Annotated in this window: 8 protein-coding genes; 6 read left to right on the top strand and 2 right to left on the bottom strand. The window is 60.1% G+C overall.

Annotated elements, in window-relative coordinates:
* Positions 1–494: 494 nt before the first annotated feature.
* Positions 495–893: a response regulator gene (locus KY459_09290; protein MBW3564904.1), complete on the bottom strand. Its 399-nt coding sequence runs from the start codon at positions 891–893 to the stop codon at positions 495–497.
* A gap of 269 nt (positions 894–1,162) precedes the next feature.
* On the opposite strand from KY459_09290, the gene KY459_09285 reads away from it, so the two are divergent.
* The 5 genes from KY459_09285 (at position 1,163) to KY459_09265 (ending at position 10,881) form a co-directional block, all read left to right on the top strand.
* Positions 1,163–2,221, top strand: coding sequence for a ketoacyl-ACP synthase III (locus tag KY459_09285; protein ID MBW3564903.1), 1,059 nt, complete (start codon positions 1,163–1,165; stop codon positions 2,219–2,221).
* Positions 2,222–2,559: 338 nt separating this feature from the next.
* Positions 2,560–3,630: a phosphoribosylformylglycinamidine cyclo-ligase gene (gene purM / locus KY459_09280; GenBank protein MBW3564902.1), complete on the top strand. Its 1,071-nt coding sequence runs from the start codon at positions 2,560–2,562 to the stop codon at positions 3,628–3,630.
* Between the two features lies 1 nt (position 3,631).
* Positions 3,632–4,258: a phosphoribosylglycinamide formyltransferase gene (gene purN / locus KY459_09275; protein MBW3564901.1), complete on the top strand. Its 627-nt coding sequence runs from the start codon at positions 3,632–3,634 to the stop codon at positions 4,256–4,258.
* A gap of 1,315 nt (positions 4,259–5,573) precedes the next feature.
* Positions 5,574–8,579 carry a vitamin B12-dependent ribonucleotide reductase gene (locus tag KY459_09270; GenBank protein ID MBW3564900.1) on the top strand — a complete coding sequence of 1,002 codons (3,006 nt, stop codon included), beginning with the start codon at positions 5,574–5,576 and terminating at the stop codon, positions 8,577–8,579.
* A 16-nt stretch (positions 8,580–8,595) separates the two neighbouring features.
* Positions 8,596–10,881 carry a diguanylate cyclase gene (locus tag KY459_09265; GenBank protein ID MBW3564899.1) on the top strand — a complete coding sequence of 762 codons (2,286 nt, stop codon included), beginning with the start codon at positions 8,596–8,598 and terminating at the stop codon, positions 10,879–10,881.
* A 527-nt stretch (positions 10,882–11,408) separates the two neighbouring features.
* Here the strand turns inward: KY459_09265 and KY459_09260 are convergent.
* The gene (locus tag KY459_09260; protein MBW3564898.1) at positions 11,409–11,849 is read right to left on the bottom strand and encodes a hypothetical protein; all 441 of its coding nucleotides are present in this window, start codon (positions 11,847–11,849) and stop codon (positions 11,409–11,411) included.
* A gap of 674 nt (positions 11,850–12,523) precedes the next feature.
* On the opposite strand from KY459_09260, the gene KY459_09255 reads away from it, so the two are divergent.
* Positions 12,524–14,497, top strand: a complete 1,974-nt coding sequence (locus KY459_09255; GenBank protein ID MBW3564897.1) for a DUF2075 domain-containing protein — start codon at positions 12,524–12,526, stop codon at positions 14,495–14,497.
* Positions 14,498–14,618: the final 121 nt, after the last annotated feature.

Genomic DNA, 14,618 nt, shown 5'->3' with positions numbered 1-14,618 from the left:
CATGGATATCAATGGCAATATGGTTCACGGCTGGTCTCCTCTTCTGGGCTTCGAGCCCGTCTAACGTGGGATGCACGATCAAATCGTGACATCGTTCGAGGGGACCGGCCTACTCATCGTCTCTGGGCGGGGGTTCGTGAGCTACCGTTCGCCCGTGCTCGCTACGTTGATTCAGGACCTTCCCCCGGATCCTTCGCTGTCCTTCGGCCGCTCCTAATGAAACGAAATTGTTGGACTTCGACCCACTTGCAGCGCTTCGCTTGGCCTGATGTCCCACCCTGCAAGGTCCCTCGCTTGCCCACCCGACCGCCCGCTCGGGATGACGTCGGTTTGAGTAGGCGAGTGCGGTTGTTCCTACACTCACAGCTGTCATTTCCGCTTCACCGGCGCAAACGCGCCGGTCAATTGCTCAGGATGACGAGGTGCGGGATGTGGCGAGATCAGAACGATCGACCCCTGGTCCCTGATCCCTGACCCCTGATCCCTGCTTCTCCTCAATGCAGCTGCGCGTCGTCGGTGACTTCCGACTCCCAGTTCTCCTCGAGCAGGACCTCGACGAGCTCCTGGAGCTCTTCCATGTGGAACGGTTTGGTCAGAGCGGCGACGTCGGGGTGACTGCGCGCGACAGAGAGGATGTCGCCTTTGCCGGAGACGACGATGATCGGGGCGCGGATGCCACTCGACTCGTACCATCGCATCCACTCCTCGCCACTCATTCCGGGAAGATTGAGATCGAGGAGGATCAGTTTCACGTCGCGGTTACCCTCGAGTGTTGCGATCGCCTTCCTCCCATTCGCGGCGCAGAGGACCGTGTAGCCGCGGCGTTCGAAGAAGGTGACGTAGAGATCGAGAATCTGGGGGTCGTCTTCTATTGCGAGGATCTTCGCGCCCATTCGACTCCTGCGCGGTTGCGAAGCCTGTACCAGTGAAAACGGCGGTCGAGTCGTAAACTCTAATAACAATTTTGAAGGTTGAAGGTTGGAGGTTTGAGGTTGGAAGATCGCCGGCACCTCGCCAGTTGCAACCCCTCCCGGTGATGGGAAACGTCTCGCAGGCTGGTGGCGATCCTTCCCTGATCCCTGATCCCTAATCCCTGATCCCTGCCTTCTTCCCTGATCCCTGATCCCTGACCCCTGCTTCTCCACCCTCATATAATCGGCCGATGCGGAGCGTCATCACCGGAAGTGGAATCGGCATCCCCGACAACGTCGTCACCAACGACGATCTCGCCCGGATCATGGAAACCTCGGATGAATGGATCCGAACCCGCTCCGGCATCGAGCAGAGACGATTCGCTTCGTCGGGACAGGGTTCCTCCGAGCTCGGCGCGACGGCCGCGAAGGCGGCGATCGAAAACGCGGGGCTCGAGCCCGACGCGATCGACGCCGTCGTCTTCGCCACGATGACACCCGACTACTACTTCCCCGGAAACGGCCCGCTTCTCCAGGAACGGATCGGACTGCGCGAGATCCCGACGTTCGACATCCGACAGCAATGCAGCGGCTTCCTCTACGGACTCGACCTCGTCGACTCGTTGGTCCGGAGCGGCAAGTACGGACGGGTTCTTCTGGTGGGCTCGGAAGTCCACACGCCGTTCATGCCATGGGACAAAGGGTGGAAGACGCTGATCGGTGAGGAGTCGCGCGAGGTGACCGACGACGAGCGGGAGTACAACACCCGCTACCGCGATCGCGTCGTCCTCTTCGGAGACGGAGCGGGCGCGGTCGTCGTCGAAGGGCACGACGAGAACGGCCGAGGCCTTCTCGAGACGCGTCTCTTTACCGACGGGTCGCTCCTCGAGGCTCTCTGGGTGCAGGGCGGTTCATTTCTCAAACGCCCGTGGATCAGCAAAGAACAGGTCGACGACGGAAGCTACGTTCCGGACATGGCCGGCCGTGAGGTCTTCCGGCAGGCGGTCAGGAAAATGCCCGAGTCGATTCTCGCCGTGTGCGAGGCCGCCGGGATCGATCCCTCCGAGATCGACCTCGTTCTCGCGCACCAGGCCAACCTCCGCATCATCGAGGGTGTCCGGAAGGCGCTCGACTTTCCGGAAGAGAAAGTCCCTCACAACATCGAGCGCTACGGCAACACGACTGCCGGCACGCTCCCGATCCTCTATCACGAGCTCGTGAGCGAAGGACGGATCAGGGAAGGTATGCTTCTGGCGTTCACCGCGCTCGGCTCCGGGCTCCACTGGGGCGCGGCGCTGTATCGGGTGTGAAGAGTGAAGAGTGAAGAGTGAAGAGTGAAACGGACCAACAAAAACCTGCAGTCATTTCGAACAGACAGACCAGACGCCGGTATTGAGCCGTGGGCTAACACCTTCCTCGCCCGGTCGTCCCGAGCGGGTGGCGAGCTTGCGGATTCGTTTCGATCCGGTGTATCGGTGGGCGCGGGGCGAGGGACCTCTAAGAGGAGTACAGACAAGCCCAGCGAAGCGCCGATCCTTAGATCCCCCTTGACTCTTCTCTTTCACTCTTCACCATTCACTTTTGACTCTTCTCTTTCACTCTTCACTCTTCACTCTTCACTCTTCCCAGATCCCTGCATTCATCCAAAATGACGAAACCTACAACAACCACCTACCGCGACGCCGGCGTCGACATCGACGCGCAGGACGAAGCGCTCTCGCAGGTCCGCAGGATCGTTCGCGACACGTACTCCGAGAACGTCGTCTCCGAGCTCGGACTCTTCGGCGGGCTCTACCGCGCGAACTTTCCGGATCTCGAGTCGCCGATCCTCGTCTCGTCCGCCGATGGCGTCGGGACGAAGCTGAAGGTCGCGCGCGACATGAAGATCCACGACACGATCGGCGGCGATCTGGTCAACCACTGCGTCAACGACATCCTCGTCCAGGGCGCCCGGCCGCTCTTCTTCCTCGACTACTTTGCCACCGGAAAGCTCGAGCCGGCCGTGATGGTCGATGTCGTGCGGGGAATGGCGGAGGCGTGCCGCGAGAACCGGCTCGCCCTGATCGGCGGCGAGACCGCGGAGATGCCCGGCTTCTACCGCCCGGGAGAGTACGACGTCGCCGGCTTCATCGTCGGCGTGGTCGACGAGAAGCATCTGATCGACGGCTCGCGCGTCCGCGAGGGAGACATCATCCTCGGTTTGCCGTCGAGCGGCCTCCATACGAACGGTTACTCGCTCGCGCGGAAGATCGTCGATGATGCCGGGCTCGACATGCAGAGCGTCGTACCCGATCTCGAGCGGAAGGTGGGGGAGGAGCTCCTCCGGCCCCATCTGTCCTATCTCCGGCAGCTCGGCGGGCTCGTCGAAGAGGACCGGCTGAGCGCGATGGCGCACATCACCGGCGGCGGGCTCACCGACAACATTCCTCGGGTTCTCCCCTCGAATCTCGACGCGAGGATCAAGCTCGGATCGTGGGAAATCCCGCCGCTCTTCTCCTGGCTCGTCGCGACCGGAGGCGTCGATCGGATCGAGGCGCTCCGCGTGTTCAACATGGGGATCGGTATGGTGCTGTTCGTCGCCGTCGACCACGTCCCGAAGGTCGTCGCGCACCTGCAGCAGCATTCGCAAAAGCTCTTCTTCATCGGAAATGTGGTGAAGGGGGAGGGGAAGGTCGACTACGACACCCCTCCTGCCGGATTCGCCTCCTGGGACGGCTGAGATGCGGGTACTCGCGATCCTTCTCTCCGGAAGAGGCTCCAACTTCGTCTCGATCTACAACGCGATCGGCCGGGGAGAGATCGATGCGGAGATTGGCGTGGTCATCTCGAATGTCGAGGAAGCGAAGGGTCTCGAGATCGCCAGGGGGCACGGCATCGCCTCCGTCTCGATTCCGCACGGGGGAATGCCGCGTGAGGAGCATGAGCGTCTCGTCGCGCAGGCGATCGACGACCACGCTGCAAACTTCGTCGTCCTCGCCGGCTACATGCGCCTCCTCTCTCCCTGGTTCATCGGCCGGTATCGGGAGCGGATCGTCAACATTCATCCGTCGCTGCTTCCCGCCTTCCCGGGCGCCGACGCGCAGCGCCAGGCGTTCGAGCATGGGGTGAAGATCTCCGGCTGCACGGTCCACTTCGTCGACGAGGAGCTCGATCACGGGCCGATCGTCGCACAGCGTGCGGTCGACATCTCCGACGCGAAGACCCCCGAGGAAGCTGCCGGGTTGATCCTCGAGGCGGAGCACGAGCTCTATCCGCGCGCGCTCGGGTTGCTCTGCTCGCGCGAATGGTCTATTGACGGCCGCCGCGTGACGATCCAGCCGCGAGTCACATCGCTGGATCTGGAGTGAAGAGCAGGGATCAGGGATCAGGGATCATGGGTCAGGGCGAAAAGCAGGGATCAAGGATCAGGGATCAGGGAAGAAGAAGGCGTCTACTTTCTGTCGCCCGCTGAAGCGGGCTCGGCGTTCTTTTCTGGGAAGCGCAACTGTCCCCCGGCTGAAGCCGGGGGCTAAGCTCTTTCGCCCGCTGGCGCGGGCTGAGCGAAGATGGGTCGCGATCTCGCCGAGATTCAACGCCTCGAAGAGCTCGGCGCTCTTTCGCCCGCTGGCGCGGGCTGATCGAACGGGAGGTTTTTATTCGATGTGCATTTGCGAATGATCGCGGCGCCGATCAAGCTTTAGAGCGGGCGAAAGAACGCAACGTGACGGGCTGATTGTCGCAGGCTCGCTCAACGAACGAAGCCTGGCAAAGCCGCCGCAGGTGGCGCCAGACATTAGCCCCCGGCTTCAGCCGGGGGACAGAAACACGCAGCGCAATGGTGTCGAGCCCGCTTCAGCGGGCGACACACGATCGGTGCCCCGAAAAACTGCAGCGCCCTCGCACCACCGTCCGTCCCGTTCTCGCGCGCTCGATCCATCCGCGGCCGGCGGAAAACTCACCGCTCCGACGCATCGCCCCGTTTTCCACACCCAGATCAGCAACCCTGCTTCTTCCCTAATCCCTAACCCCTAATCCCTAGTCCCTGCTTCTCCCCTGATCCCTGATCCCTGACCCCTGATCCCTACTCGAATCCTGTTAACTTTTCGCGGATCAGCCTACCCAAAACCGCCACCCCGGAAACGGCGGAAATGGTCGCTAAAAAATGTTTATAAATTGTTGATAATCAGGTCCTTCCCTGTGGATAACTCTGCGGAAAACCTGTGGGCTTTCCGCGGAAAGCCTGTCGGTATCCTGCGGAGAATAAGTTGAGCGTTTCGCGCATTTACACAGTATATAGCGCACCCTCGAGCCCCCACCACAATATCTAGTGGTCAAGTCTTGACTTTGGTTCCAGGGGGCCGTATAACTGTCCTGTTCCGATTGGGAAATCCCAGACAGACGGTGTTCGAGAGGGAGGGCAGAATGAAAGTTTCAGGCACCCACGCACGTCTAACGATTCGCAAGCCACGCCACACGGTGTCGCTTCAGATCCGGGACAGCCAGGTGACGGTCCGCATCAAGACCCCCGCGCCTCAATGCAAGCCTGCCATCGTGCAGGCGCGCTGGTAACACCGCCGCTCCCCGAGCGGCAATCTCATGGCAGTCGTTGGAACAGGTGTCGGCAGTTGGAAGCAAATGGCAGTCGATCAGGTAGTGAAATAGAAGAGAAAAGAGGGCATCACGATGAGCGCAATCGATGTAACGACCCACGAGCACCCGGACCCGAAGGGAACGATCCGCACGAAGAAGGAACGGACCCGAGGCGGGGGAATCGAGGTCGAGCGGTACTTCACCACTGCCGGGGTCGATGTCTTCGATACCGTCGAGTGGGAGATGCGCTCCGCCGTCATCGCCAACGAAAAGGGCGAGGTCGTCTTCGAGCAGACCGACATCGAGGTGCCGAAGTTCTGGTCGCAGATGGCCACCAACGTCGTCGTCTCCAAATACTTCCGCGGCCACCTCGGGTCGCCCGACCGGGAGTCGTCCGTCCGCCAGCTCATCGGCCGCGTCGTCACGACGATGACCGACTGGGGTCGCCGGGGAGGCTACTTCGCGACCCCCGAGGATGGGGATGCGTTCCGTGACGAGCTCACGCACATCCTTCTCTATCAGATGGCTTCCTTCAATTCGCCCGTCTGGTTCAACGTCGGGGTCGAGCCGCACCCGCAGTGCTCCGCCTGCTTCATCAACTCGGTCCACGACACGATGGACTCGATCCTCGGGTTGGCCAAGACCGAAGGAATGCTCTTCAAGTACGGATCGGGAACGGGATCGAATCTCTCCGAGATCCGTTCCTCGAAGGAGACCCTCGCCGGCGGCGGAACCGCGTCCGGTCCCGTCTCCTTCATGAAGGGTTACGACTCCTTCGCTGGCGTCATCAAGAGCGGCGGCAAGACCCGTCGCGCCGCCAAGATGGTCATCCTCAACATCGACCATCCCGACATCGAGGACTTCATCAACTCGAAGTCCAACGAGGAGAAGAAGGCGTGGGCGCTGATCGAAGCCGGCTATGACGGCGCGTTCAACGCTCCCGGCGGAGCCTACGACTCGGTGCAGTTCCAGAACGCCAATCACTCGGTGCGCGTCACCGACGACTTCATGCGCGCGGTCGAGACCGACAGCGAGTGGACCACCATCTCGGTCACCGAGCCGCGCCGCCCGATGGACACCTACCGCGCCCGCGATCTGATGCGCGAGATGGCCGAGTCCGCCTGGATCTGCGGCGACCCGGGCATGCAGTTCGACACGACGATCAACGACTGGCACCCCTGCTCGCACACCGCGCGGATCAATGCGTCGAACCCCTGCTCCGAGTACATGTTCCTCGATGACTCGGCGTGCAATCTCGCGTCGCTCAACCTGCTGAAGTTCTACGACGCCGAGGCGGGGATGTTCGACGTCGACGCCTACCGCGCCGCGCTCCGCACCGTCATCACCGCGCAGGAGATCACGGTCGACTTTTCGTCCTATCCGACGCCGGCGATCGAGAAGAACTCGCACGACTACCGTCCGCTCGGCATCGGCTACGCCAACCTCGGAGCGCTTCTCATGGCCCGCGGCCTCCCGTACGACTCCGACGAAGGACGGAGCTACGCCGCGGCGATCACCTCCGTGCTCTCCGGTGAGAGCTACACCCAGTCGGCGAAGATCGCCGCGAAGCTCGGCCCGTTCGCCGGCTACGAGAAGAACCGCAAGCCGTTCCTCCGCGTCATCGACAAGCACCGGAAGGCGTCCTACAAGATCAACGAGAAGCACGTCCCGAAGAAGCTGATGGACGCGGCCAAGCAGACCTGGGAGAACGCGTACGAGCTCGGCGAGAAGGCTGGCTTCCGCAACGCGCAGATCTCGGTGCTCGCCCCCACCGGGACGATCGCCTTCATGATGGACTGCGACACGACCGGCATCGAGCCCGACATCGCGCTCGTCAAGTACAAGAAGCTCGTCGGCGGCGGCATGCTCAAGATCGTCAACCGCACCGTTCCAGCAGCGCTCAAGCGCCTCGGTTACACCCAGACGCGCATCAACGAGATCGTCGGCTACATCGATGAGAACGACACGATCGAGGGCGCTCCGGGACTGCTCGACGAGCACCTCCCGGTCTTCGACTGCGCCTTCAAGGCCGCCAACGGAACCCGCTCGATCCAGTGGGAAGGGCACCTGAAGATGATGGGCGCCGTGCAGCCCTTCATCTCCGGCGCCATCTCCAAGACGATCAACATGCCGACCGATGCGACCGTGGAGGACATCGAGAAGGCCTACATCGAAGCGTGGAAGCTCGGGCTGAAGGCGGTCGCGGTCTACCGCGACGGCTGCAAGCGGAGCCAGCCGCTCTCGACCAGGCGTGACGATGCGAAAGCGGCGATTGCTGCCATTGCCGAGCTGCCGGCCGAGCTCGAGCCGGTCGCCGCGGCGGTGGGATCCGTCCCGCGCGCTGTGCGCCGCAGGATGCCCGACGAGCGGGAGTCGATCACGCACAAGTTCTCGGTGGGTGGCCACGAGGGCTACATCACCGTCGGCAAGTTCGAAGATGGAACGCCGGGCGAGATCTTCATCGTGATGGCGAAGCAGGGGGCTACGCTCTCGGGTCTGATGGATTCCTTCGCGACAATGACCTCGCTCGCGCTGCAGCACGGCGTGCCGCTCCAGCTCCTGGTCGACAAGTTCACGCACACGCGCTTCGAGCCGTCCGGGTTCACGAAGAACCCGGAGATCCCGATGGCGAAGTCGATCATGGACTACATCTTCAAGTGGCTGGCGACCAAGTTCCTCGGTCGCGACGAGCAGCTGAAGGCGGGGGTGATCCTGCGCGACGAGATCACCGATCTCGAGGCGATGCCCTCGGATCCGGAGCCGCAGGCCTCGGTGCACGCGAACGTCGTGAAGCTCTCGAAGTCCGACCAGAAGTTCGTCGAGTCGGTCCCGGAGACGGCGAAGCCGGACCCGGTCAACCGGTCGACGACTCCGACGCCCGGGGTGAAGCCGGGGGAGGGCGGTTCCTCCAACCTCAAACCTCCAACCTCCAACCCGTCGCCGATCGGTTTCAGCCCGAAGGCATCGACGACCCAGACGTCGAGCACGTTCCACAACCAGGCCGACGCCCCGAGCTGTCCCGACTGCGGCTCGATCATGGTCCGCAACGCCGCCTGCTACAAATGCCTCAACTGCGGAGCCACCAACGGGTGTAGCTGACCAATGATTAGTCGGAATGCGAATTCAGCGATTCAATACTCTTCGGGACTATCTTAGCGGGGAGTCTTTCGTAAAAGGCGGTCAATTAGACGAGGTCTATCGGAGATGGAGAGGTCGATGGTTCGATGGAGAATCCATTGAAGTTAGTGATAAGACCTTACAAGCTCGACTCACCTCTACTTTAGAGGAATCGAAGAGCTGGCGGCCCAAGAAAAGCAAAATTACCTACTTTCCGATACTTGAGCTCGATGCCGTCGCCGCGATCCAGTTCAAGAGTCCGATAAGGAAGGAAACACGACAGGCGGTTGAGTCAGAAATCGTGAGACGTGTTCAGACGTCGGGAGACCGCTATAACGCTGATCACGATGGGTTGACCGCGCTGTTGAACAAGCGGGCATTTGAAGATTGTCTTCGAGACATCGACGAGAGGTTCCGCCAAAGCGGTCTCGGCCAGGGGGGAGGGGAGACTGTGGGCGCCGCCGAGCACGTCGCTCTCCTAGCAGTGGATCTTGACAGATTCAAGCAAATTAACGACGCGTATGGTCACCTTTATGGTGATGTTGTGCTGCAGTGCCTTGCGAGGAGGCTCACGAATTTTGCGCGTGAGGAAGAAAAGCGGTTAGATGGGGAAGTCTCCATAGAAGTAGGACGTCTCGGCGGGGAGGAGTTTGGCCTCGCCCTAGTAGGCGAAATAGACCATTCAGCGATTAGCCAGATCGCAGAACGAGTCCGGGTTGCTATCGGTGGCCAGATTCTTCCTACAGATGATGAGTTCAATGAATTGGCTGACCCTCCGGTTACGAAGGAGCAACTTCCGCCGGATTCGGAGCGTAGGGTGACGATGAGTATCGGCGTAGCTGCTAGGGCAATCGCGGATACAGAAGATGATCTAATTCGAGCACTTCTCGAGGAGGCAGACAAGGCTGTCTATCGCGCAAAGGCTTCGGGTCGTAACAGAGTAGTGTGGTTTGATGACATCGTCATCAAGCACGGAAGTGTGTTGGAACGCCATTCGGGCAATGGTCTCATTGCTATTGATATAGGTAGGGACGTCAACGTTCAGCTCGGGCAAGAATTCTTAGTCTATCATCCGGATTTCGCAGGTGGCGTTCCGTACATGTTTTCTGATGGAAGAAGTGAGCGTCGACTAGGTGATTATCCTAAGCTTCCATCTGGTCGAATTGTAGTCATCGATGTACAGTCGGAGATATCGTTCTGCCGGGTAACAGCTGCTCAAGCCTCCCTACCGGTGCACTTTGATTATCCGCGGGGATCCAGACTCGAGGCTATTCCAGTGGGATCAATCACGCATCTGCTGGATTCCGACCTTATCGGGCCGACGTCATCAGATTTGTTGACCGCCGATAAGTTTCGGGAGGTGTTGATAGGGAGCGCTGACGATGGGCAGCGGCGGGTGATACTACTGGTACGCATTGCCGACGCAAGCAGAGTAGCTGAAGCGTCCGGTAGCGCGTTCGTGAATCGTGCACTATTTTCACTCTATCGCTTTCTCAACGAGACCTTTAGGTCCTCACCGAAGACTCAGGTACAGTCGGACGGGTTCGCGATCCTGTTGCAGATTTCAGGTTCGGCTTCAGACGCCGGGGTCAAATTGAGCGAAATAGGTGAGACTGTTATCCAAGCGAATCCGGCCGGGGTAGATCTATCACTGGGAGGTTTCATTGAGGGTTGGGAGGAGTGGGTCTCTCCAAGTAGCTCACCGCTGAAAGTAGAGTTTGGTCTCGAGATGGCGAGATATGCTGCCGAGGTGCGTGAGGCGGATGAGATCGTAGTTGTTTTCTCGACGGCAACCGCTATCACGTTGGCAAGCCAGGCAAGGAGAGCTGGAGAGCCGCTAAAAGCGATGTTAGATCTGGATCAGTTCGAGAACTTTGGTGTGCGTGGACCGAAGCTCATGAATCAAAAAGCGCTGACCCATTTTTCTCTGCGAGAGGCCGATAAGGCTCGGGATGTTTGGCGTCGGGCGTTTCAGGAGTCGCCTGATGATCCTATGATCGCGGCAAATTTGGGCCTCGCCGAGTTCACCTTGGGCGATCCGCGTGAGGCGTACAAGTATTTCAGATCGTCTCTTGATTCAACAGATTGGAAAGTCCCGAACGAGATGTATGCCATTCGGTATGTCGTCGCGGCCGCTGAGGCGAAGGAAGCGGGAGATCAAGTTGAGGCCCAAAGATTTATCGAGCTGGCCGGTGAGTTCTTGTCTTCAGAGACCTTGACTGACGCATCCCGAGAAGCCCTCGAAGACGCCGTTGAGAGGCTGGCACAGGAGAAGGTTAGCTAGGTGTGAGGTCTCACAACGTTGTGCCATCAAGCCAGCCCGGATCGCTAACCTTGACGTCCGTGGCGGAGGAGCGGGAACATGGTGTCGAACTCGTACCCGGGCCGTCCTTTTGAGTAAATTGGCGCTCGTTCGATCCGAAGCTGTCGTGTTTTGCGATCCGAAAGAAGGCCTGCTTCCGGTCGCGGAATCAGGCTGTCCTAAGATGCCTTCAAAAGTAGAGCGATGCTTTGAAGAGCGGCTATGACGGCCAATACCCAGGTGGCGAGCCTGAGTCCCGCCGTCACCTTCACGAGAGACTCGCTTAATTGTAGTGCGCTCTCAGAAGTCCGTATTCGGATGATTTCGACAATACGCTGATAATGAGGTGTGTCCGGGGGCGTTTGGGCGGCTTCAGCCCAGAGTTCCCGAATCGGCTTAGCCCACCAATATTCTTCGTTCGGCATCTTGTTCTCCGGTCCATGGCGAATGTTCGTGTAAAGCGACCTATAGGCTTGAGCCGAGGCGCGCGGATCACGTTTGAAACATCCCTACCGTCTTGGGATGGAAAGTTTCTTGAGAACTTCCGATACTAGTCCTTCCACGACGCCATCGAGGCCGTGATAGCCATGCAAGGCGGAGTTATTCCATGTCGCTGTCGCGACTAGAGCTCCGGATGCCGCATCAGAAAACTGCATATCAAGCGCGTCCAGGTACATCGTGATGTCCCAGTTCCAAGAGTCGTTGTAACGAAGGATGAGATCTGCATTGGCAGGATGCTGACCTTCGGCGCCCGTCAAGACCGAAATGCCCTTTTTTAGAAGCTCTCTCTGGATAGCCGCGTCCACATCGCTGGACTTGTCGCCATGGACGACAAGATAGACCGATGTCAGGTCTCGCCCAACCGCCGAAGGATTCACGACGACGTCCTTTGAAGTAGCGCAGCCGGACGTGAATGCGAGTACCATCAAAGCGATAAAAGTGCGACTCATCTGCGACCTCCTAGCGTGGATTACTCGGAAGCGTATCAGCCGAGGTTGACCAAGGAAAGAACCAATCTCGGGAACCCTTCGGAACCGAGAACGATCACAGCGGAATGAAGGCGAAGCCAGAGCCTCCCCAATCGCTTTCTCCGGATTAACCTGCTCCAAATTTCGAGGTCAAGGGTCGGCATAGCGTTCGGGGCGTTTCCGCGGATTTCCTCGATAAAGGCCTAGCCCAAAGGCGTTTCGCTGTTGGAACGGCGTGATATCACTGTTGAAAACCTGTGGAAAACGAGATCATTTCGGGTATAGGCATGAGAATCATTGGACGGAGGATGACTCATGTGCTGAGCGACGACAGAAGAAGACACTTAGAAAACGAGCTTGCGGCAATCACGCGTCGAATTCGCCTATGCGACTACATCGGAGATCAGGAAATGGTCGATTGGCTGATGCGTCATAAGGCTGAAATGCTTAAACGCCTCCGTCCGAAGGACGGGACGTGTCGCGACCATGGCAAGGGTTGATCATGCCTGGTGCATGTGTCCCGAGACGATCAGGGTGACGATGATCTCGCGAGCGTGCGGCACCATAGGCTCGCCCTCCCGGTGGCGTGGATCACTCGATCCTGGCATGATCGCCCATGAATGACATTGATAGTCAAGAGCCCGAGGCATGCGGGAATGCCGAGGGCGTGGTATGCGGCGTCGATCGAGGAGTTCGTCGAGAGCCGGATCGAGACGATCTTCGGGACGATCTCACGCAACTGCGGCGGCGACATCGACGCCGAGCAGAACGACGCCTGGGCTCGCCAGATCGATTTCCTCCAGGCGAAGCTCGGCGGGCTGCGCGGCACGATCCTCTTCGAATACGCCATTCCGCGAATGGGGCGGCGGGTCGATGTCGTACTGCTCGTCGGCGCGGTGGTGTTCGTCGTGGAGTTCAAGGTGCACAGCGCGACGTTCGACCGTGGCGCGATCGAACAGGTCTGGGACTACGCCCTCGACCTCAAGAACTTCCACGAGGCGAGTCATCACGCACCGATCGTCCCGATTCTCCTTGCGACGGAGGCTCCGAGGACTGCGGTCGAGGTCGTTCGGGATCCCGATGGTGTCTATCGGCCGATCCCGGTTGCTCTCGATGATTTCCGGGAGGTGCTCGATCGGATGCTGGGGACGATTGAAGGACCAACAATCGACGGCAAAGCGTGGCTTCGCGCTCCCTACCGGCCGACTCCGACGATCGTTGAGGCCGCGCGAGCGCTCTACGCGCAGCATTCGGTCGAATCGATCGCACGTAGCGATGCCGGTGCTCAGAACCTCGCCGTGACGTCGCAACACATCGAGGATCTGGTCGAGGAGGCGAAGCGGACGCGGCGCAAGGTCGTCTGCTTCGTTACCGGCGTCCCCGGTGCGGGTAAGACGCTCGTCGGCCTCAATGTCGCGACGCAGAGTCGCGAGGAGGAGCACACCGATCCGGCGGTCTATCTCTCGGGAAACGGTCCGCTCGTCGAGGTGCTGCGCGAAGCGCTCGCGCGAGACGAGTTCAGTCGAAGGAAGGCGGACGGCGCATCGATTACCAAAACGAAGATCAAGGAAAGCGTCAAGGCGTTCATCCAGAATGTCCATCACTTCCGCGATGATGCGCTGGCCGACCGCGACAACGCGCCCGCCGAGCACGTCGCGATCTTCGACGAGGCGCAGCGCGCATGGAACCGGGAAAAGGCATCCAACTGGATGCGGCGGAAGAAGAACGTGGTCGGCTTTTCCCAGTCGGAGCCGGAGTTCCTGATCGAGACGATGGATCGCCACGACGACTGGGCGGTCGTCGTCTGTCTTGTCGGAGGAGGTCAGGAAATCAACGAGGGAGAGGCGGGCATCGATGCCTGGCTGAACGCGGTCACGACGACCTTTCCCGACTGGAGGATGCACATCTCCTCGCGACTCACTGACAGCGAGTATGCCGCGGGCAATGCACTCGATTTCGTTCGCAACCGGCCCGGAACCGTGTTCGACGATTCGCTCCATCTCGCCGTGTCGATGCGATCGTTCCGGGCCGAGAACGTCTCCGAGTTCGTGAAAGCGCTTCTCGATCGCGAGATCGCCGACGCCCGCTCGTCGTTCGAGCGGTTAGCGGACAAGTATCCGATCGTGCTCACCCGCGACCTCGATGCGGCAAAAGAGTGGGTGAGGAGCCAAAGCCGAGGTTCGGAGCGATACGGGCTGCTCGCGTCGTCGAATGCGTTCCGGCTGAAGCCGCATGCGATCGACGTGCGTGCGAAGATCAATCCGATCCACTGGTTCCTCAACGGAAGGGATGACACCCGATCGAGCTGGTATCTCGAGGACGCGGCCACCGAGTTTCAGGTGCAGGGGTTAGAGCTCGACTGGACGTGCGTGACCTGGGACGGTGACCTGCGTTTCGACCGCCGCGGCTGGGGCTACCACAACTTCAAAGGGTCGAAGTGGCAGAACGTGAAAAAGTCCGAGAACCGGCAGTATCTGCTGAACGCCTACCGCGTGCTTCTGACCCGCGCACGGCAGGGGATGGTGATCTTCGTGCCGCCCGGGAATCGCAGTGATCCGACCCGTCCGCCCGAGAATTACGACGCAACCGCACAGTATCTGCGTGAGGTGGGCCTGCCGGAGCTGCGATAGGGAGACCTAGGCCTGGATCGCTAGCGAAGGCGGCAGGCCAAACCATCCTCGTCCCAAGTGTCGACGATCTGCCGGATTGCGTTGAGTAGAAGGGGGCCACATCTTCGTTTTTTGGTGCGGC

It is taken from the genome of Acidobacteriota bacterium (assembly GCA_019347945.1).
Taxonomy (GTDB): Bacteria; Acidobacteriota; Thermoanaerobaculia; order Gp7-AA8; family JAHWKK01; genus JAHWKK01.
Note: the sequence above shows the minus strand (reverse complement) of the source record. Positions and strands in the feature narration are given on the sequence as shown.

Bases quoted from the DNA above. Each gene is read 5' to 3' on its own strand.
- KY459_09290 (MBW3564904.1), bottom strand. From the start codon at position 893: ATGGGCGCGAAGATCCTCGCAATAGAAGACGACCCCCAGATTCTCGAT.
- KY459_09285 (MBW3564903.1), top strand. From the start codon at position 1,163: ATGCGGAGCGTCATCACCGGAAGTGGAATCGGCATCCCCGACAACGTC.
- purM (MBW3564902.1), top strand. From the start codon at position 2,560: ATGACGAAACCTACAACAACCACCTACCGCGACGCCGGCGTCGACATC.
- purN (MBW3564901.1), top strand. From the start codon at position 3,632: ATGCGGGTACTCGCGATCCTTCTCTCCGGAAGAGGCTCCAACTTCGTC.
- KY459_09270 (MBW3564900.1), top strand. From the start codon at position 5,574: ATGAGCGCAATCGATGTAACGACCCACGAGCACCCGGACCCGAAGGGA.
- KY459_09265 (MBW3564899.1), top strand. From the start codon at position 8,596: ATGCGAATTCAGCGATTCAATACTCTTCGGGACTATCTTAGCGGGGAG.
- KY459_09260 (MBW3564898.1), bottom strand. From the start codon at position 11,849: ATGAGTCGCACTTTTATCGCTTTGATGGTACTCGCATTCACGTCCGGC.
- KY459_09255 (MBW3564897.1), top strand. From the start codon at position 12,524: ATGCCGAGGGCGTGGTATGCGGCGTCGATCGAGGAGTTCGTCGAGAGC.